We start from the raw sequence: 16,663 nt of genomic DNA, 5'->3' as shown, positions 1-16,663 counted from the left end.
AAGGACTATTCCCGTGGCGCAGACGCGCGTCGACTGGATCCCGGCTCAAGGCCGGGATGACGGTTCGGGAAGTGTTCTGCCTGAGCAAAATGAAGAGCGGGAGGAAAACATGCGGATTTTGCTGACGAATGACGACGGTATTCACGCCGAGGGCCTGGCCGTGCTGGAGCGTATCGCTCGCACGCTCTCCGACGACGTCTGGATCGTTGCGCCGGAGACAGACCAGAGCGGGCTTGCTCACTCCCTGACGCTGTCCGAGCCGTTGCGTCTTCGCAAGGTTTCCGACAAGCATTTCGCTCTGCGCGGCACGCCGACTGATTGCGTTATCATGGGCATTCGCGAGGTTCTGCCGGAAAAGCCAGATCTCGTCCTGTCAGGTGTCAATGCCGGCGCCAACATGGCCGATGATGTGACCTATTCCGGTACGATTGCCGGGGCCATTGAAGGCACGCTGCAGGGCGTGCGGTCTTTTGCGCTCAGCCAGGCCTTCAGCCATGCCGAAGGCCGCGTCGTGCCGTGGGAGGTGGCCGAGACCTATGCGCCCGATCTCATTCGCAAGCTCATCGATGTCGATCTGCCTGACGGCACCTTCCTCAATCTCAATTTTCCCAATTGCGCGCCAAAGGATGTGCAGGGCGTGTCCGTCACGGGGCAGGGCAAGCTCGATTTCGGCCTGACGGTGGAAGAACGCCAGGATGGCCGCGGTTTTCCCTATTACTGGCTGCGTTTCGGCGAACGCATGGGCACCTTCCGCGAAGGCACCGATATCCACGCCTTAAAGCATGGCAAGATTTCCGTCACGCCGCTGAAGCTTGACCTGACGGATTACACGGTGAAGGATCGGGTTGCGCAAGCGCTTGGATTCGGAGTCGCCGATTGAAATCTGCCATGGTCGAAAAGGAAGGTTTTGCAGCTCTCGTTCTGCGCTTGCGGGGCGAGGGGATTTCCGATCTCGACCTGCTGACGGCGGTTGAGCAGACGCCACGATCCAAATTCGTACCGCCGCAATTTGCCGCCGACGCCTATTCCAGCCGCACCATCCCGATAGACTGCGGTTCCTTCATGGAAGGGGCCGACATGGCGGTGAAAATCCTCGCCCGCCTGCAGCTGAAACCCGGCCAGCGCGTGCTGGAAATCGGTACCGGCAGCGGTTTCATGACGGCGATCATTGCCCGCCGGGTGGAGCGCGTCTTTTCGCTGGAGCGGTACAAGACGCTGGTGCAGCAGGCGCAGAACTGTCTCGATGATCTTGCAATCCGCAACGTCGTCATCCGCCAGGCGGATGGCAGCAACGGCCTGGTGGGTGAGGGCACTTTTGACCGAATCGTTTCCACGGCGGCCTTCACCACCATGCCCCGTTTCTTTGCCGAGCAGATCGTTTCCGGCGGTATGATGATCGCGCCGATCATCGTTGAAGGTGATCGCTGCGTGATGACGCGCTTTTCCAAGACCGGCAGCCGCTTCGAGAAGGAAGGACTGTTCGAGGCGCCCTACCTGCCGCTCAGCACCCATATTGCGCGTCATTTGTGACAAAATGAAAATTTTGGAGACATTGTATTTTGGTCTCCTAATGTGCGGAATTTTCGTAAGCATCTGATTTTAAGAGATTTTATTGTTTCATCATGGCGCATCCTGTCTTCGTCATGGTTATCGAAGTGTCAAAAAAGCGCCAAACGGCTTAACGTTTTAACGGCGTGGTAACACTAACGCGCTTTAATCATAAACATCGACGCATGGTTTTCCCCACCTCGGGAAATGGGCCTTGCAAGAATTGAAATTTGTGCCGGATCGATCTCGATGCGGCGGGTTGGCGTCAGTGTAGATCGAGTCATGCGTATGAGACATTCGTCTAAAATCGGAAAATCAGTCGCAAAAATGTTCGCAGCGGCATTGCTGGCAAGCGTCGCAACGGGCTGTAGCTCGGATGCAACGCGGTTCAGCGGCCTCTTTTCCAGTGGACCGGATCAGATGACCACGGCGTCAATTCCTGCCCGTCAGGGCGGCGGTGCTTACGGGCAGGCCCCGGTTCCGCAGGGCGACATGAATGGCGGTTACGCCTCTGCCGCGCCACAGGGAGGTTATGCCAACCAGAACATGGCCGGCAATTCCTATCCGCAGCAATCGGGTGGTTACGGTGGCGTTCAGCCGTCCACGGCCCGTGCCTCGGCCTCGCCGGTGCAGCGTTCCGAGCTGTCTGCGCCGACAGCCGTGGCGAGCCGCGATCCGTCGACCCGCAACGAAGCCATGGCCCAGCCTTTCCCGTCCGCCCAGCCCAAGGCCACGCCGTCTCTGGCAGCGCCCGCACGGCAGGCTGCCGCACCCGCCGCTGACAACCTGACCACCGCGACCGTTCGTTCCGACAAAAACGGCTGGCACACCGATGGCGCCGCCTCCGTGACCCTGCGTCCCGGCGAAAGCATCGCGACCCTCTCCAACCGCTACGGCGTTCCGGAAAAGGAACTGCTGCGGGTCAATGGCCTGAAGACCGCTTCCGCCGCGCAGGCCGGCCAGTCGATCCTCATTCCGAAGTTCGGCCAGGTCCGCAACGCCGCCAAGGATGCCGCCGGCGATATTGCGCTCAACCGCAATGGCGACCAGCCGACACCGCTGCGTGCGCCGGATGGAAACGTGGCCGTGCTGCCGTCCCAGGCCGCCGCCCGTGACAAGGTTTCTGCTGAAGCTGGCAAACTGACGCCTCCGGGCGGCAAGCCGCTGCCGCCCTCCGGTGGCTACAAGGTTCAGCCGGGCGACAGCCTCGCCAAGATCGCCCGTGCAAACGGCGTGTCGGTGGCTGCTCTCAAGGCGGCAAACGGTCTCGGCAACGAAAGCATCCGCGTCGGCCAGACGCTCAACATGCCGGGTGCTTCGACGGATGCCATCAAGACCGCTTCCGTTCCCGCCAAGGAAGCCGCAAAGCCCGTCGAAACCGCATCCGTCAAGCCAGAGCCCTATAAGGCGCCGGCCGCCGCCGCCGCTCCGGCTGCGCCCGCAACTCCGGCCACCGCCAGTGTCAGCGATATCGAGAAAAAGGCCGACATGGCGTCCGTCGCACCGGAATCCACCGGCATCGGCAAATATCGCTGGCCAGTGCGCGGCGCGGTCATCAATAATTTCGGTGACAATGTCGAAGGCAGCCGCAACGACGGCATCAACATTTCGGTTCCCGAGGGCACGCCGATCAAGGCCGCTGAAAACGGTGTCGTCATCTATGCCGGCAATGGCCTGAAGCAGCTCGGCAACACGGTTCTTGTCCGCCATGACGACGGCAAGGTCACGGTATACGGCAACGCTGCCAATCTCGACGTGCAGCGTGGCCAGAAGGTTCAGCGCGGCCAGACCATCGCCACCTCGGGCATGACCGGCAGCGCCAAACGTCCGCAGGTTCACTTCGAAGTTCGCAAGGATGCGACGCCGGTGAACCCATCCACTTTCCTTGAATAGGTATTGCGTCTCAAGGAATGATGAAGCCGGGTGATGAGCCCGGCTTTTTCATTTTATGGGGTGATGCGTGCGGAAAAAGTTCTGGAATGGGTGCCTCGGGCTTAGTGGGCATTGGTTTCTCGCGGTTTTCTCCTCCGTCATGCCGGACCCGATCCGGCATCCAGTCGACGCGCGTCTGCGCGGCGGAATGAGTCTCCTCAGCCCAAGGACTTGGGCTGGCTGGATACCGGCTCAAGGCCGGTACGACGGATGTGGGGATGCAGCCCAAGTCACGTCGAGCAGCTACGTGTCTAACCCCTGACCAGACCCACCGTTTTCTCGATGAAGTCGGCAATCGCGCCGGTATCGTCGAGATCAAAAACCGGAAGCGCCGTGTCCGTCACCGCGTGATCGGCGGCAATGGCGACGATATGCGGATCGAGCGGCGCCAGCGGTTCCGTTTTCGCCGCCTCAACCCGGCGCGCTTCGATTTTCGGGACCGGCTCGTATTTATAACCTTCGATCAGCACCAGGTCGCACGGCGCGAGGCGGGAGAGGATGTCTTCGAAGGAGGGCTCCGGTTCGCCGCGCAATTCATGCATGATGGCGAAGCGGGTGCCGGAAACGATGGTGACCTCGTGCGCGCCGGCCTGCCGGTGACGCCAGCTATCGGCGCCGACCTTGTCAATATCGAAATCGTGATGGGCGTGCTTGATGGTGGAGACACGGTAGCCGCGCGCCGTCAGTTCGGTCACGATGCGCACGGCAAGACCAGTTTTGCCTGAGTTCTTCCAGCCGGCGATGCCGAAGACCTTTTGTGCCGTCATGCTTCCATGCTCTCCAGATAGCTGCGCGCCAGTGCAAGCTCATCCGGCGTGTTGATGTTGAAGAACGGATCGAGGCTGCCCTTTGCCGTTTCCAGCGGCGCAAATGCAACCCCAATGGTGACATGCCGGGCAAGATAAGCGCGGATGCGCCGGTTGGCATCGTTCTTCAGCCATGCCTCGAGATCATCGGCGAGAGCGACCGGCCACAACGCAAAGACCGGATGAAGCTGGCCGCTGGAGGCGGCAATGACGATTGCATTGTCCGACAGGTGTTCGCAAAGCCGCACCACAAGATCGTCAGGGAAAAACGGGCTGTCGGCGGGCGCAGTCAGAAAGTGGCTGACCGCGTCGCCGCGGTGCTGGAAATGGCGCATGCCGGCCAGAACGCCCGCGAGCGGACCGGCATGGCCGTTCAGCGTATCGGGCAGCAGCGGCAGGCCGAAACTTTCCGCCCAGCCATTGGCCGCATTGATGGTGACGTCGCAGACCTGCGGCGTGATGCGGCTGATGACACGGGACATGAGAGGCGCATCGCCCAATTGCACCATCGCCTTGTTGCTGCCCATACGCCGCGAAAGCCCGCCGGCGAGTACCAGGCCGGGTATTTCAAAAGGGGCCGTCATTCCCGCTTTTCCTGCAGCCTTACGATATAGGTGGTGAGGAGGGCGACAAGGCCGGTCGCCAGCATCACCAGAAGAAGCGGCCAGGTTCCATCCTCTTTTGAAAGAACCGAGGAGGCGAGAACCGAGAGTGCCGCGCCGCCGCCAATGGTCATGGCGCCGCCGAGACCGGATGCTGAGCCAGCCAGATGCGGCTGGACGCTGACCATGCCGGCATTGGCGCTGGGCAGCGTCACGCCGTTGCCGACGCCGATCAGGGCGAGCGGCACAAAAAACGCATAGGCGCTTTCCGCCCCGACCGAGATCAGCGCGATGGCGGTGATGATGCCGGCAATGCCGATGACATTGCCCGACAGCATCATGCGGGTGATGCCGATTTCGCTGGCATAACGACCGGAGATGAAGTTGCCGAGCATGTATCCGCTGGCCATGAAGAAGAATTGCAGGCCGAGCATGGCCGGCGAAAGCCCATAAAGCACGCTGCCGACAAAAGGCGCGCCGCCGAGAAAGGAGAAGAACATGCCCGATGAGAAGGTCGAGGTCAGGGCGTAACCCCAGAACAGCGGCGAGCGCAGAAGTTCCGGCCAGGCATGGAACTGCTGCGAGAAGCTTGCCGATCTGTTGTGGTTGGTTTCGCCGAGATCGAGCCAAGCGAGCGCCAGGATGCCCAGGCCAAGCAGGCAGAGGAGGGCGAAGCTCGATTGCCAGCCCGAGATGTCATTGAGCAGGCCGCCAACCGTTGGTCCCACCATCGGCACCACGGACATGCCCATCGTCACATAGCCGATCATCGAGGCCGCCTGTTCCATGGGCACCATGTCGCGCACGATCGCGCGGGCGAGCACGAAGCCGGAAACGACGGCCGCCTGCGCCACGCGTCCGATCATGAAGACTGTGATATTGGGCGCCAGCATGCACACAAGCGTCGCGACGATCATGACGGCGATGCTGGCGAGCATGACGGGGCGGCGCCCGAAGAGGTCGGAGAGCGGGCCGATGACGAGCTGCAGGCAGGCGGTGGCGGCGAGATAACCCGAGACGGCGAATTGCATCACCGCGTAATCGGTCTCGAAATACACTGCCATCGTTGCAAGCGAGGGCAGGAACACATTCATGCACAGAGCCGCGACACCGGCGATGACGACCAGCGTGATGATGTGGGGTGGGGTGGTTCTGTCCAGAAAACGGCCGCCGTTCATGTCATTCTCCCGCCTCTTCCGGAACGGCAGCTTTCGTTACGGAAGCCGGCCGTACGGTGGTCACGGCAGTGGGGGTGGCGGCCGCGCGCTTGGCCATCTGCGAGCGCTTGCGCAGACTTTCCCGGTAGAAGGTATAAAGGCCCGAACTGATGATGATCATGGCGCCGATGATGGTGTAATTGTCGATTTTCTCGTTGAAGAAGAATATGCCGATCATGAAACCCCAGAGCAGGCCGGTATAACGGAACGGCGCGACGAAGGAAATTTCGCCCGATCTCATCGACAATATGATCGCCTGGTAGCCGACCAGCACCAGAATAGCCGAGGCGGCCAGATGCGAGACGATCGTGACGTTCATAGGCTGCCAGCCGCCGAAGGGCAGGATCAAGAGGCCGCCCACTGCCATGTTGACGAAGGCGGTGATGACGGTGATCGCAAGCGAAGGCACATCGGCATACATTTTCCGCGTCAGCAGATCACGCGCGGCGGTGACGGCCAGCGATGCGACAACCAGCAGCGCGCCCGGCGTAAAGCCTTCCGGGCCGGGCCGGATGATGACGAGCACGCCGATGAAACCGACGATGATCGCCACCCAGCGCCGCCAGCCCACAGGTTCGCGCAGGAACAACGCCGCACCCAGCGTCACCACCAGCGGCAGGGACTGCAATATGGCCGAGGCATTGGAAAATTCGATGAGGCCGAGCGCCGTCAGATAAAGAACGGCGGCGGTCACCTCGCAGAGACAGCGCAGGATGATGATGCGGCGCAAAAGGGTTTTCAGGGGCCGGAGCGCGCCGAAATGCCGGGCCGCGATATAGATCAGCACCACGGTCATGATGCCGCGGACGAACATGATCTGACCGGTGTTGATGTAGGGGGTGACGGACTTCGTCAGCGCGTCGTTGGCCGTGAAGCTTGCCATTGCGAGCGCCATGAAAAGCGCGCCGCGCGTATTGTCCGTCAATGCCATTCCCAAATATCCCAGACCATGCGCAGTTTACTCCGCCCGCCCTCTGGGCGATCTGGAGCCGCCGTTACGGCGCAACCACGCATTCCTCCATATAAAGAGACGTGGCACGGCAGAGCTGGCAATTCAACCGTTTATATGGGTGGGTGGATGAGAAAGACGTTCAGCCAGCCTCAGCCGCCTGTCACGCTCATATGGCGGGAGACTGCGGGTCGGTTGTGGGTGCGGTCGATGATGAAATCGTGTCCTTTCGGCTTGCGCAGAAGGGCTTCATCGATGGCGCTGGAAAGATAGGCGTCGCTGTCGGACGCGCGCAGCGCCGTGCGCAGATCGGCAGCGTCGTCCTGGCCGAGACACATATAAAGCGTGCCGGTGCAGGTGAGACGGACACGATTGCAGCTTTCGCAGAAATTATGGGTCATGGGCGTGATGAAGCCCAGCCGGCCGCCGGTTTCCTTCACCGTCACGTAACGGGCCGGGCCGCCGGTCTGGTAATCGCTGTCGATGAGCGTGAAGCTCTGCTCGAGATCGCTGCGCAATTTTGAAAGCGGCAGATAACGGTCGGTGCGGTCTTCCTCGATCTCGCCCATCGGCATGGTCTCGATGACCGTCAGGTCCATGCCGCGGCCGTGGGCGAAGCGCATCAGCTCCGGCATTTCGGCATCGTTGAAGTCCTTCAGCGCAACGGCGTTGAGTTTCACCTTGATACCTGCCGCCTGTGCGGCATCGAGCCCCTCCATCACCCGGTCGATATCCCCCCAGCGGGTGATATGGCGGAATTTATCGCTGTCGAGCGTATCGAGGGAGACATTGATGCGGCGCACGCGGCAATCGGCGAGTTCGGCTGCGAATTTCGCCAGCTGTGAGCCGTTGGTGGTCAGCGTCAATTCCTCGAGCGCACCGCTCTCGACATGCCGCCCGAGGTTCCTCACCAGGGACATGATGTTCTTGCGCACCAGCGGCTCACCGCCGGTCAGCCTCAGCTTGCGCACGCCGCGCGTTATGAAGACGGAACAGAGCCGGTCGAGTTCTTCGAGCGTCAGAAGGTCCTTCTTCGGCAGGAAGGTCATGTGTTCGGACATGCAATAGGTACAGCGAAAATCGCAGCGGTCGGTCACGGAAACGCGCAGATAGGTGATGGCGCGGCCGAAAGGGTCCACCATCGGTGCGTTGTTTTCCGTCAGGAACTGCGCTTTTCCAAGCGATCCGGGGAAACTGTTCACGTCTCCATCCTCATTGCGCGATGCGCCCCTCAAATGATGTAGTGGCTTGCCTATCCTGAGGCAAGTCCGTAATTCTGACGCATGTGATGAGCTTGCGGAAGTGAAAAATGAGTGATGCCTGGCCGACAGAGCTGCTTGTGTCGAAAGACCGGCGCGAATTGACCGTTTCCTTCGACGATGGAAGCGTTTACCGGCTGAAGGCCGAGATGCTGCGCGTGCTTTCGCCCTCGGCCGAAGTGCAGGGCCACGGGCCGGGACAAAAGGTCACGGTGCCGGGCAAACGCGATGTCGCCATCCGCTCCATGGTCGCGACAGGCAACTATGCGGTGCGCATCGTTTTTGACGATGGCCATGACAGTGGCATTTACACCTGGAAATACCTGAAGGAACTGGGTGAGACCGGGGACAGGCTGTTTGCGGATTATGAACGGGAGCTCGCCGAAAAGGGCTTGAGCAGGGAGCCACGGTACCGTTAGGCGGACGCAAGGCCTGCGGCCCCCCTCATTCCTGTGACAAGCACAGGAATGAGGGGGAGAAGGATAGCTGCCTCTGAAGCCCGCATGCCTGAAGGACAAGTAACCCGTTGAATCTGCGCATCGTCCTTCAGTAAAATCGTTTTCGCTTTTCACGCCGATGCGCTAGGAAGTGAGGGAGGGAACACCCTCGTCTTATTGATTTTCAGCGGGGTGGCGTGTGGCTGTAGAAGCGAACGGAAATGATCTGGCCCAGGTGGTCGTATTGCTGACGGCAGGCGTTGTCGCCGCGCCGATCTTCAAGCGCATCGGCCTCGGCTCTGTGCTGGGTTATCTCGCAGCCGGCCTGGTGATCGGGCCTTACGGTCTTGGTTTCTTTTCCGATTCGCAGGCCATTCTGCACATAGCGGAACTCGGCGTGGTGATGTTCCTGTTCATCATCGGCCTTGAAATGCAGCCGTCGCGGCTGTGGTCCATGCGGCAGGATATTTTCGGGCTCGGCGCATTGCAGGTGCTGGTCTGCATGGGCGGCCTGACGTTGATCGGGGTCGGTCTCGGCTTTCCTGTCATCATGTCCTTCGTCGCTGGCACGGGCTTCGTGCTGACGTCGACGGCGATCGTCATGCAGATGCTGCAGGAGCGCAACAGCATGTCGAGCCTGAAGGGCCAGCGCATCATCGCCATCCTGCTGTTCGAGGATCTGGCCATCGTGCCGCTGCTGGCGCTCGTCGCCTTCCTCGGTTCGGGCGGGGAAGATGTCACGGCGTCGGAGCGCTGGGTTTCCGTCGGCATTGCGCTTGCCGCCGTCGGTGCGCTCATCCTTGCCGGACGTTATCTGCTCAACCCGTTCTTCCGCCTGCTGGCGGCCTCCGGTGCGCGCGAGGTGATGACGGCTGCGGCGCTGCTGGTGGTGCTGGGTTCGGCGCTTCTGATGCAGGTCAGCGGCCTTTCCATGGCGATGGGCGCTTTCCTGGCCGGCGTGCTGCTGTCGGAATCCTCCTTCCGCCATCAGCTGGAGGCGGATATCGAGCCGTTTCGCGGCATTCTGCTCGGCCTGTTCTTCCTCGGCGTCGGCATGGCGATCGATCTTGCCGTCATTGCCTCCAACTGGCAATTGGTGCTGGTCAGTGTCGCTGGATACATGCTGCTCAAGGCCTTCCTCATCTATGGCGTGGCGCGGGCGCTCGGCACCACCAGGCGTGAAAGCCTGGAACGGGCGGTGCTGATGGCGCAGGGCGGGGAATTCGCCTTCGTGCTCTATTCGGCGGCTGTCAGCGCCGGCATTCTCGACCGGGAGGCCAATGCCATCCTGACGGCGACGATCATCATCTCCATGGTCCTGACGCCGCTGATGGTCATCCTGCATGACCGGCTGGTGCCGGCGGCGGTGCCCAATACTGACGATCTCGACGTGCCTGAAAATGTCGAGGGCAGCATTCTCCTGATCGGTTTCGGACGTTTCGGCCAGATCGTCAGCCAGCCGCTTCTGGCGCGCGGTTACACGCTGTCTTTGATCGACAAGGATGCCGACTTCGTGCGCGATGCGGCGGAATTCGGTTTCAAGGTCTATTATGGCGATGGCTCGCGGGCGGAAATCCTCCATGCCGCCGGCGCCAGCACGGCGCGTGCTGTTCTCATCTGCGTCGACGACAAGGAAGCAGCCGTCCGGATCGCGGAGATCGTCAAGCATGAATTCCCGCTGGTTCCGGTTCTCGCCCGCGCCTATGACCGTGGCCATGCCATCGATCTGCTGAAGGCCGGCGTGGATTACCAGATTCGCGAGACGCTGGAATCGGCGCTGAATTTCAGCGAGGAGGTTCTGGGCGCCATGGGCGAGGAGCGGGAAGACGCCGCCCGTCTGGTGGAGGAATTCCGCGACCGCGACGAGGAGCGTTTCGCCATGGAGGTCGTCGGCGGCATTTATGCCGGCCGTTCGCTGATCCGTGGCAACGCCCAGCCAGCCGATCTCGTCGCCGCGCGCACGGCGCGTGAGCGGGCGGAGCGGGAAAAGGCGGAAGCGGCGGAAGATTAAGGGATTGCGCCCGGTGGTGTCGCAGGGTGATTTCGAGGGATAGGAACTGACATGACGATCATTCGCACGGTCGAGGAATTGAAGGCCATCTATGACGGCACGAGCGAGGCATCCATCGCCAAGGTGACAGCCGCGCTGACGGCCGAATACAGGCTGATGATCGAAACGTCACCGTTTCTCGCTCTGGCGACGGTAGGGCCGGAGGGCATGGACTGTTCACCGCGCGGCGACAAGGGCGGTGTGGTGCGCGTGGACGATGACAAGACCGTGCTGCTACCGGACTGGCGCGGCAATAACCGCGTGGATTCGCTTCTCAACATCGTGCGGGATCCGCGCGTGGCGCTGATGTTCCTGATCCCCGGCTCGAATACGACCATGCGCATCAATGGCCGCGCCTTGGTTTCCGTTGACCCAACGTTGTTGCAGAGCTTCGAGATGGATGGCAAACATCCGCGCACCGTCATCGTGGTCACGATCGACGAAGTCTATTTCCAGTGTGCACGGGCGCTGATGCGGTCTGAATTGTGGAATCCCGACAATTTCGTCGACCCGTCGTCGCTTCCGACGCCGGGTCTGCTGCTCAAGGCGGCCAAGGCGGAATTCGATCAGGAGACCTATGATCGCGAATGGGCGGCGCGCGCGGCGAAGACGATGTGGTGAGGCTTCCCCCTCTCGCCCCCATTCCTATGCTTGTCAGGAATGAGGGCGGGGACAGCGCTGTGTTTTTAATGCGCCCAAATCGGCGCAATTTGCCTCAAGTCCGATAAATCAGCCAGTTTTTGCCGGTATAGTTCTTCTGCATACCGTCCTCGTAGAAGACCGAGCGGTTCCGGCCGGTTTCCTTGGCGTGGTAGAGCGCCGTATCCGCATGGGCGTAAAGTTCGGTCGGATTGGTGGCCTGCGCGGCAGCGGCAAAACCGATCGAGATCGTTACCGTGCCGTAATCCGCGCCTGATCTCGAATTGCGGAAGGGTGTGCTCTCCAGCGACAGGCGGATGCGCTCGCACATCACCATGACTTCCTCCGGCGTATTGCCGTCGAGAATGATGGCGAATTCCTCGCCGCCGCTTCTGGCGACGAAGCCGTCCTTGCGGACATTCGCCCGAATGACCGAAGCGACGGTAGCCAGAATCTTGTCGCCTACCGGATGGCCGAACGTGTCGTTGATCCGCTTGAAGTGATCGATATCGAGCAGGACGAGCGACGTATATTGCAGGCCGATGGAGGTATCATAAACGGTTGCCAGCCGGTCGTCGAAAGCCCGCCGGTTGGAAAGGCGGGTCAGCGAATCGGTATTGGCGATGCGCTTGTATTCATCCAGCTCCAGGCGCACCTGGTGCATTTCCTCGGCATGGCGGTTGACGTCGTTGAACGCCTTTTCGCCGTCGATGATCTTCGAGCCGGTGGCCTCGGCCAGCAACGCAATTGCGTTTCTCAGAATATTGCTGCTGGCGGCATTCTTGTCATCGATACGCTGCCGCGTCTCGCCGAGGATCCTGTTGTAGTTCTCGATGGAGGATTGTTCCCGCCGTAAGGTCCCCAGAAGGGCTTCCAGTTCGCGTCGCAGCTTTTCATGCGCATCGTCGATGAAGCGCGCGGGACCGCCATCACCGTAACGCGCGGATAGCTCGTCCAGATCGTCCTGCGTCACCCGGTTTCCCAGCGCCGCCAGATCCTTGGTCAGCGCAGGGTTCGAACCGATATAGGCTTCGTAGAAAAGGCTGTAGTTGCGCGGGATCGGCGAAACACCCATGCTCCGCATGGCGTGGGCAATCTGCCCGGCAATGTCGGGTCCCGTGGTCTTGGGCGTGGATGCCGTGTTCATCAAGAAACTCCAGTGAGTCTGCTTATAGACTATGATTATTATTATGGAGGCTGTTTTGAAAAGCTTAATTTATGGAGAACTAATTTTTATTGCAGGAAATTCTATTTTGTACGATTTTTATCTTATTTAATTGATAATTATAAGTAATTTTCATTTTTTGGAATTTCCGGAATTTTTGACCTCTACTATCCGCCTTGGTGACAGTTTCGCATTTATTCTGTCAATCCCGATAACGCTTTGCAGCTGATTTATTTTGGCACAGTAACGTGATTCGTGGAGAGGAAAAAAGCTCAAGGGGCGGGGAATTTCCATTCGCCAAGACATGGTTTTGGGGAAGCCGATATTTGTCGGCCGCCTCCAAAGGCGTAACGTTACAGTTTGTCTGGCGGACCTGAGGGGATTGAACGCGGCGCCGTTCCGGGCGATGTCAGCAGGCGGGTGTACAAATGCCTCATCCGGGTGCCGTGAAAGCGTGTTGTCTACGTTTGGCTGCGGGTTCAGGCCCTGAGTTTGATGACCGGGCATTCGGCCCCGGCGTCAGCCTGCGGCGCATGGGGAGGGCGTATGATGAGGACGTCGGAATGGGCGAGGATGTTCATCATGGATGAATCCTGTCTGGCGTAAGGCTCCGCCACGACCACGCCGCCTTGACCGCTAACCAGGCGGGCGCGAAGATAATCCTGGCGGTGATCGTTGGCTTTCAGCGCCTTCGCGGTTCTTGCGGTCGCGATGCGTTGCGGGGGCAGGTGCCGGCCAATCCGGCTGACCAAGGGTTCAAGGAAAAGCAGACCGCAAACGAGACTGGCCACGGGGTTTCCGGGCAGGCCGAGAACCTGCATGCTGCCGATGGAGCCCACCATCAGCGGTTTTCCCGGGCGCATGGCGATGCGCCAGAAATCGAGCTGCATGCCCTCCGCCTTCAATGCAGCCTGCACCAGATCGTGGTCTCCGACGGAGGCGCCGCCGAGTGTCAACAGCACATCAACCTTCGCCGCAACGGCCTCGCCGATGGCGGCGCGGATCAGCGCGTCATCATCGGGGATAATGCCGAGATCCAGTACCTCTGCACCGGCCTTGCGGGCCAGCGCGGCGACGCCGAAGGTGTTGGAGGCGATGATCTGCGCCGGCTGCGGAACGCTTCCAGGCGGCAGCAACTCGTCGCCGGTGGCAAGGATGGCGATGCGTGGCCTGCGATAGACGGTAAGCGTGGCGTGGTTCGTCGCCGCCGCCAGCGTGAGATCGGCAAAGCCGAGTTCCCTTCCAGCCTCCAGTACCGTTTCGCCTTTGGTAAAATCCTGCCCGCGCGGTCGGATATGTCGCCCGGCGGTGACATCGAAGGCCGTGCGGATTTTTCCGCCTTCCAGGACTTCGGCATCCTCCTGAATGAGGATCGTATCCGCACCCTGCGGCACGGGCGCGCCGGTGAAGATGCGCACGGCCTGTCCTTCACCCACCGTGCCGGCAAAAGCATGACCGGCGGCGGCCTGGCCGATGACGGTGAGGACCGAGCCGATGGCCGGTGCATCGGCGCTGCGCAATGCATAACCGTCCATGGCTGAGGCATCGAAGGGGGGCTGGGTGAGGCTTGCGATGAGATCGACCGAGAGAACGCGGCCGTCGCATTCGGCGAGCGGCAGAGTTTCGGTGTCGGTGACCGGAACCGCTGCGTCCAGAAGGCGCGCGATGGCCTCATCCACGGGCAGCAGCGGCTTCATTCAGTTCTCCTGTCGCCCGAAATCGCTGGCTTTGAAATCACCGGATTTGCCGCCGCTCTTTTCAAGCAGGCGGATATTGATGATCTCCATCGCCTTGTCGGCGGCCTTCGCCATGTCATAGATCGTCAGGCAGGCGATGGAGACGGCGGTCAGCGCTTCCATTTCCACGCCGGTCTTGCCTGACAGTTTCACCCTGGCCTCAACGCGGAGGCCGGGCAGGGTGGCATCTTCGGTTATGTCCACCGCCACCTTGGTCAGCATCAGCGGGTGGCAGAGCGGAATGAGATTGGCGGTCTGCTTCGCGGCCATGATGCCGGCCAGCCGTGCGGTGCCGATGACATCGCCCTTCTTGGCGTTGCCGTCGTGGATAAGCGCCAGCGTTTCCGGCTTCATTTTCACGAAGCCTTCGGCAACCGCAACACGCACGGTTTCCGCCTTGTCGCCAACATCGACCATATGCGCTTCACCGGCCGCGTCGATATGGGTGAGCTTCTGGTCGTCGCTCATCCGGGTTTATTCCGCTGCCAGAATGCCGGACTGGCCCGTCAGCAGCGCCTTGGTGGCCGCCGTCACATCGTCCTTGCGCATCAGGCTTTCACCGACGAGGAAGGTGCTGATGCCGCTTTTTTTCAGGCGCTGGCAATCCTCGAAGGTGAAGATGCCGCTTTCGCCCACCAGCAGCCTGTCGGCGGGCACCAGTCCCGCCAGCCTTTCGCTGGTTTCGAGGCCAACCTCGAAAGTGCGGAGATTACGATTGTTGATGCCGAAAAGCGGCGAGTCGAGCTTCAGCGCCCGTTCCGTTTCCTCTTCGTCGTGCACTTCGATCAGCACATCCATGCCAAGCGCGAAAGCCTCGTATTCCAGCCGTTTCGCGTCGTCATCCGACAGCGAGGCCATGATGAGGAGAATGCAGTCCGCGCCCCAGGCGCGGGCTTCGTGCACCTGATAGGTGTCGAACATGAAATCCTTGCGCAGCGCGGGCAGGGCGCAGGCATTGCGGGCGGCGGTCAGGAATTCCGGAGCGCCTTGAAAGCTCGGCCTGTCTGTCAGGACAGAAAGACATGCAGCGCCGCCAGCCTCATAGGCCGCAGCCAGCGCCGGCGGATCGAAATCGGGGCGGATGAGGCCCTTGGAGGGGCTGGCCTTCTTGATTTCGGCGATAAGGCCGAACTTGCCCTCGGCCTGCTTTGTTTTCAGCGCCCTGTAAAAACCGCGAGGCGCGCTCTGGTCGGCAGCCATGGCCTTCAGATCGGCCAGTGAAACCTTCGCCTTGGCGGCGGCGATTTCTTCGAGCTTGTAAGTCTCGATCTTCTTGAGAATGTCGCTCATGATCTCGCTCTCATTCCTCGTTTGATACGGCGACCAGACGCTCCAGCGCGGCGGCGGCCTTGCCGCCGTCGAGGGCATCGCTGGCAATCGTCATGGCCTGGCCAAGCGTTTCCGCCTTGCCGGCGATGACAAGCGCTGCGGCTGCGTTGCAAAGCGATACGTCGCGATAGGCATTGCGCTTGCCTGAAAGAACCTCGCGCAGCGCCGCCGCATTGGCAATGCCGTCGCCGCCCTTGAGGTCGTCCATCCGCGCCGGCTCAACGCCGAAATCTTTCGGGGTCAGCTCGAAGGTGCGGATATTGCCGCCTTCGAGCGCCGCCACATGGGTGACGCCCGTGGTGGTGACTTCATCCATGCCGTCGCCATGCACGACCCAGATGCTTTCCGAACCCAGATCACGCAGCACTTCGGCAAGCGGCACCAGCCAGCGTGGCGAAAACACGCCGAGCAATTGCCGTTTTGCGCCGGCCGGGTTGGAGAGGGGGCCGAGCAGGTTGAAGATCGTGCGCGTACCGAGTTCGACGCGGCTCGGGCCAACGTGGCGCATGGCGGAATGGTGCATCTGCGCGAACATGAAGCCGAGACCCGCCTCGCTGATGCAGCGGGCGATGAGATCGGGACCGATATCGAGCTTCACGCCGAGTGCGGAAAGCGCATCTGCCGTGCCGGATTTGGAACTCAATGCCCGGTTGCCGTGCTTGGCGACCGGCAGGCCCGTGCCGGCGACGATGATCGAGGCGAGTGTCGAGATGTTGTAGGTGCCGATGCCGTCACCGCCGGTGCCGACGATATCGATGGCATTGGCGGGGGCGGAAACCGGCAACATCCGGGAACGCATGGAGGAGACTGCGCCGACGATTTCGTCGACCGTTTCACCGCGCACGCGCAGCGCCATCAGGAAACCGCCGATCTGCGACGGCGTGGCTTCGCCCGACATCAGAATGTCGAAAGCCGTGCGCGCATCCTCGCGGTTCAGGCTTTCTCCATTCGCGACCCTGGCGATCAGCGGCTTCAGTTCGGCCATCTCGTCGCC

The 16,663-nt window shown here is 61.1% G+C and carries 16 protein-coding genes; 6 read left to right on the top strand and 10 right to left on the bottom strand.

Annotated features, from left to right (window positions below; genetic code table 11):
- Nucleotides 1–109 precede the first annotated feature (109 nt).
- From surE to EYD00_RS06550, 3 genes are all read left to right on the top strand, one after another.
- Nucleotides 110–880 carry a 5'/3'-nucleotidase SurE gene (gene surE / locus EYD00_RS06560; RefSeq protein WP_004442133.1) on the top strand — a complete coding sequence of 257 codons (771 nt, stop codon included), beginning with the start codon at nt 110–112 and terminating at the stop codon, nt 878–880.
- Nucleotides 877–1,530: a protein-L-isoaspartate(D-aspartate) O-methyltransferase gene (locus EYD00_RS06555; protein ID WP_004442132.1), complete on the top strand. Its 654-nt coding sequence runs from the start codon at nt 877–879 to the stop codon at nt 1,528–1,530. Before surE ends, EYD00_RS06555 begins: the two co-directional genes overlap by 4 nt.
- Before the next feature lie 345 nt (nt 1,531–1,875).
- On the top strand, nt 1,876–3,441 hold the full coding sequence (locus EYD00_RS06550; RefSeq protein ID WP_034498966.1) for a LysM peptidoglycan-binding domain-containing M23 family metallopeptidase: 1,566 nt from the start codon (nt 1,876–1,878) through the stop codon (nt 3,439–3,441).
- Nucleotides 3,442–3,731: 290 nt separating this feature from the next.
- Here EYD00_RS06550 and mobB read toward each other — a convergent pair whose 3' ends face one another.
- From mobB to moaA, 5 genes are all read right to left on the bottom strand, one after another.
- Nucleotides 3,732–4,247, bottom strand: a complete 516-nt coding sequence (mobB, locus tag EYD00_RS06545) for a molybdopterin-guanine dinucleotide biosynthesis protein B (RefSeq protein WP_004442130.1) — start codon at nt 4,245–4,247, stop codon at nt 3,732–3,734.
- Nucleotides 4,244–4,870 carry a molybdenum cofactor guanylyltransferase MobA gene (gene mobA / locus EYD00_RS06540; RefSeq protein WP_004442128.1) on the bottom strand — a complete coding sequence of 209 codons (627 nt, stop codon included), beginning with the start codon at nt 4,868–4,870 and terminating at the stop codon, nt 4,244–4,246. Before mobA ends, mobB begins: the two co-directional genes overlap by 4 nt.
- Nucleotides 4,867–6,066 (bottom strand): multidrug effflux MFS transporter, encoded by a 1,200-nt coding sequence (locus tag EYD00_RS06535; protein ID WP_004442126.1) that lies wholly within the window; start codon nt 6,064–6,066, stop codon nt 4,867–4,869. Before EYD00_RS06535 ends, mobA begins: the two co-directional genes overlap by 4 nt.
- Before the next feature lies 1 nt (nt 6,067).
- Nucleotides 6,068–7,036: a DMT family transporter gene (locus tag EYD00_RS06530; protein ID WP_004442125.1), complete on the bottom strand. Its 969-nt coding sequence runs from the start codon at nt 7,034–7,036 to the stop codon at nt 6,068–6,070.
- A gap of 170 nt (nt 7,037–7,206) precedes the next feature.
- The gene (moaA, locus tag EYD00_RS06525; RefSeq protein WP_004442124.1) at nt 7,207–8,256 is read right to left on the bottom strand and encodes a GTP 3',8-cyclase MoaA; all 1,050 of its coding nucleotides are present in this window, start codon (nt 8,254–8,256) and stop codon (nt 7,207–7,209) included.
- 107 nt (nt 8,257–8,363) lie between these two features.
- On the opposite strand from moaA, the gene EYD00_RS06520 reads away from it, so the two are divergent.
- The 3 genes from EYD00_RS06520 (at nt 8,364) to EYD00_RS06510 (ending at nt 11,421) form a co-directional block, all read left to right on the top strand.
- Nucleotides 8,364–8,732, top strand: coding sequence for a gamma-butyrobetaine hydroxylase family protein (locus tag EYD00_RS06520; RefSeq protein WP_004442123.1), 369 nt, complete (start codon nt 8,364–8,366; stop codon nt 8,730–8,732).
- A 217-nt stretch (nt 8,733–8,949) separates the two neighbouring features.
- Nucleotides 8,950–10,761 (top strand): monovalent cation:proton antiporter-2 (CPA2) family protein, encoded by a 1,812-nt coding sequence (locus EYD00_RS06515; RefSeq protein ID WP_034498961.1) that lies wholly within the window; start codon nt 8,950–8,952, stop codon nt 10,759–10,761.
- 51 nt (nt 10,762–10,812) lie between these two features.
- Nucleotides 10,813–11,421, top strand: a complete 609-nt coding sequence (locus EYD00_RS06510; RefSeq protein WP_004442121.1) for a pyridoxamine 5'-phosphate oxidase family protein — start codon at nt 10,813–10,815, stop codon at nt 11,419–11,421.
- A 94-nt stretch (nt 11,422–11,515) separates the two neighbouring features.
- On the opposite strand, the gene EYD00_RS06505 is transcribed toward EYD00_RS06510, so the two are convergent.
- The 5 genes from EYD00_RS06505 to trpD form a co-directional block, all read right to left on the bottom strand.
- The gene (locus EYD00_RS06505) at nt 11,516–12,586 is read right to left on the bottom strand and encodes a GGDEF domain-containing protein (RefSeq protein WP_004442120.1); all 1,071 of its coding nucleotides are present in this window, start codon (nt 12,584–12,586) and stop codon (nt 11,516–11,518) included.
- Nucleotides 12,587–13,083: 497 nt separating this feature from the next.
- Nucleotides 13,084–14,301, bottom strand: coding sequence for a molybdopterin molybdotransferase MoeA (locus EYD00_RS06500; protein ID WP_004442117.1), 1,218 nt, complete (start codon nt 14,299–14,301; stop codon nt 13,084–13,086).
- Nucleotides 14,302–14,808 (bottom strand): cyclic pyranopterin monophosphate synthase MoaC, encoded by a 507-nt coding sequence (gene moaC / locus EYD00_RS06495; protein WP_004442115.1) that lies wholly within the window; start codon nt 14,806–14,808, stop codon nt 14,302–14,304.
- A 6-nt stretch (nt 14,809–14,814) separates the two neighbouring features.
- A complete protein-coding gene (gene trpC / locus EYD00_RS06490) occupies nt 14,815–15,630 on the bottom strand; it encodes an indole-3-glycerol phosphate synthase TrpC (RefSeq protein ID WP_004442113.1) in 816 nt (271 codons plus the stop codon).
- A gap of 10 nt (nt 15,631–15,640) precedes the next feature.
- Nucleotides 15,641–16,654 (bottom strand): anthranilate phosphoribosyltransferase, encoded by a 1,014-nt coding sequence (trpD, locus tag EYD00_RS06485; RefSeq protein WP_004442111.1) that lies wholly within the window; start codon nt 16,652–16,654, stop codon nt 15,641–15,643.
- Nucleotides 16,655–16,663 lie beyond the last annotated feature (9 nt).

The sequence above is a fragment of the Agrobacterium sp. 33MFTa1.1 genome (assembly GCF_004328495.1).
GTDB classification, from domain to species: Bacteria; Pseudomonadota; Alphaproteobacteria; order Rhizobiales; family Rhizobiaceae; genus Agrobacterium; species Agrobacterium pusense.
This window is presented reverse-complemented; position numbering and strand designations above follow the sequence as displayed.

Bases quoted from the DNA above. Each gene is read 5' to 3' on its own strand.
- mobB (WP_004442130.1), bottom strand. From the start codon at position 4,247: ATGACGGCACAAAAGGTCTTCGGCATCGCCGGCTGGAAGAACTCAGGC.
- moaC (WP_004442115.1), bottom strand. From the start codon at position 14,808: ATGAGCGACGACCAGAAGCTCACCCATATCGACGCGGCCGGTGAAGCG.
- EYD00_RS06500 (WP_004442117.1), bottom strand. From the start codon at position 14,301: ATGAAGCCGCTGCTGCCCGTGGATGAGGCCATCGCGCGCCTTCTGGAC.
- trpD (WP_004442111.1), bottom strand. From the start codon at position 16,654: ATGGCCGAACTGAAGCCGCTGATCGCCAGGGTCGCGAATGGAGAAAGC.
- EYD00_RS06530 (WP_004442125.1), bottom strand. From the start codon at position 7,036: ATGGCATTGACGGACAATACGCGCGGCGCGCTTTTCATGGCGCTCGCA.
- mobA (WP_004442128.1), bottom strand. From the start codon at position 4,870: ATGACGGCCCCTTTTGAAATACCCGGCCTGGTACTCGCCGGCGGGCTT.
- trpC (WP_004442113.1), bottom strand. From the start codon at position 15,630: ATGAGCGACATTCTCAAGAAGATCGAGACTTACAAGCTCGAAGAAATC.
- EYD00_RS06535 (WP_004442126.1), bottom strand. From the start codon at position 6,066: ATGAACGGCGGCCGTTTTCTGGACAGAACCACCCCACCCCACATCATC.
- EYD00_RS06520 (WP_004442123.1), top strand. From the start codon at position 8,364: ATGAGTGATGCCTGGCCGACAGAGCTGCTTGTGTCGAAAGACCGGCGC.
- EYD00_RS06550 (WP_034498966.1), top strand. From the start codon at position 1,876: ATGTTCGCAGCGGCATTGCTGGCAAGCGTCGCAACGGGCTGTAGCTCG.
- EYD00_RS06510 (WP_004442121.1), top strand. From the start codon at position 10,813: ATGACGATCATTCGCACGGTCGAGGAATTGAAGGCCATCTATGACGGC.
- surE (WP_004442133.1), top strand. From the start codon at position 110: ATGCGGATTTTGCTGACGAATGACGACGGTATTCACGCCGAGGGCCTG.
- EYD00_RS06505 (WP_004442120.1), bottom strand. From the start codon at position 12,586: ATGAACACGGCATCCACGCCCAAGACCACGGGACCCGACATTGCCGGG.